The organism is Burkholderia sp. A2 (assembly GCF_001729305.1).
In the GTDB taxonomy this organism is placed as follows: Bacteria; Pseudomonadota; Gammaproteobacteria; order Burkholderiales; family Burkholderiaceae; genus Burkholderia; species Burkholderia sola.
In genome coordinates this window covers 1,937-3,020 of the sequence record NZ_LZXX01000146.1, presented here as the reverse complement: position 1 = coordinate 3,020, position 1,084 = coordinate 1,937, and the positions used below count along the sequence as shown (strand labels likewise).

Annotated in this window: 2 protein-coding genes; both read left to right on the top strand. The window is 65.8% G+C overall.

From position 1 onward, the window contains the following. On the top strand, nt 1-664 hold a 664-nt coding region (locus A9Z05_RS31580; RefSeq protein ID WP_176730271.1), incomplete at its 5' end, for an FAD-dependent monooxygenase. A 145-nt stretch (nt 665-809) separates the two neighbouring features. Further along, the coding region (locus tag A9Z05_RS37110; protein WP_256122142.1) for a 3-oxoacid CoA-transferase subunit A at nt 810-1,084 on the top strand (275 nt) is incomplete at its 3' end.

Sequence of the window (1,084 nt, the reverse complement as noted above, 5' to 3'; positions counted from 1 at the left end):
CGCCGATGCGGCGCCGTCGCTCGACGAACTCGTGTACGCGCATCACGACAACGGTTTCGCGCTGTTCTCGATGCGCTCGCCGACGGTCACGCGCCTGTACCTGCAGTGCAAGCCGGATGAAGACCTCGCCGAATGGTCCGATGCACGGATCTGGGACGAACTGCACACGCGTTTCTCGAACGACACCGGCTGGACGCCGACCGAGGGCCGGATCACGCAGAAGAGCGTGACGCCGATGCGCAGTTTCGTATCCGAGACGATGCAGCACGGCCGCCTGTTCCTCGCCGGCGACGCCGCGCACATCGTGCCGCCGACCGGCGCGAAGGGGATGAACCTCGCGGTGGCCGACGTCCGCGCGCTGTCCCGGGCGCTCGGCGCGCGCTACCGGACGGGCGACGCGACGCCGCTCGAGCGCTATTCGGCGACCTGCCTCGAGCGCGTGTGGCGCGCCGAGCACTTCTCTTACTTCATGACGAACATGCTGCATGCGTCGCCGGACGACTCGCCGTTCGTCAATCGCCTGAAGTTTGCCGAGTTGAAATACGTGACGCGTTCGCGGGCCGCCGCGCAATCGCTCGCCGAAAACTACGTCGGCTTGCCGTTCGACGACGCGACGCCCCCCAAGGCAACCCGCCTTGACAAGGCGCTGTGCGCGACTCTATGATCGGCCCATCGTTCGCTAATCGAATCTAGGTTCGTTTAGCGAACAAAAGCCGAGGGTCGCACGAAGGCCTCCGGCGCGGCACGCGGCACGCGCGTGTCCTCTCGACAGGCCGCGCACGAGCCGCGGGTTCGCATCAGGAAGAGACATGGTCAACAAGATTTTCGAATCGCTTCAGTCGGCGGTTGCCGACGTCCACGATGGCGCGACAATCATGATCGGCGGCTTCGGCACGGCCGGCATGCCGTCCGAGCTGATCGACGCGCTGATCGAACAGGGCGCGCGCGACCTGACGATCGTCAACAACAACGCAGGCAACGGCGAGACGGGCCTCGCGGCGCTGCTGAAGGCGAAGAAGGTGCGCAAGATCATCTGTTCGTTCCCGCGCCAGAGCGACTCGCAGGTGTTCGACGCGCTGTACCG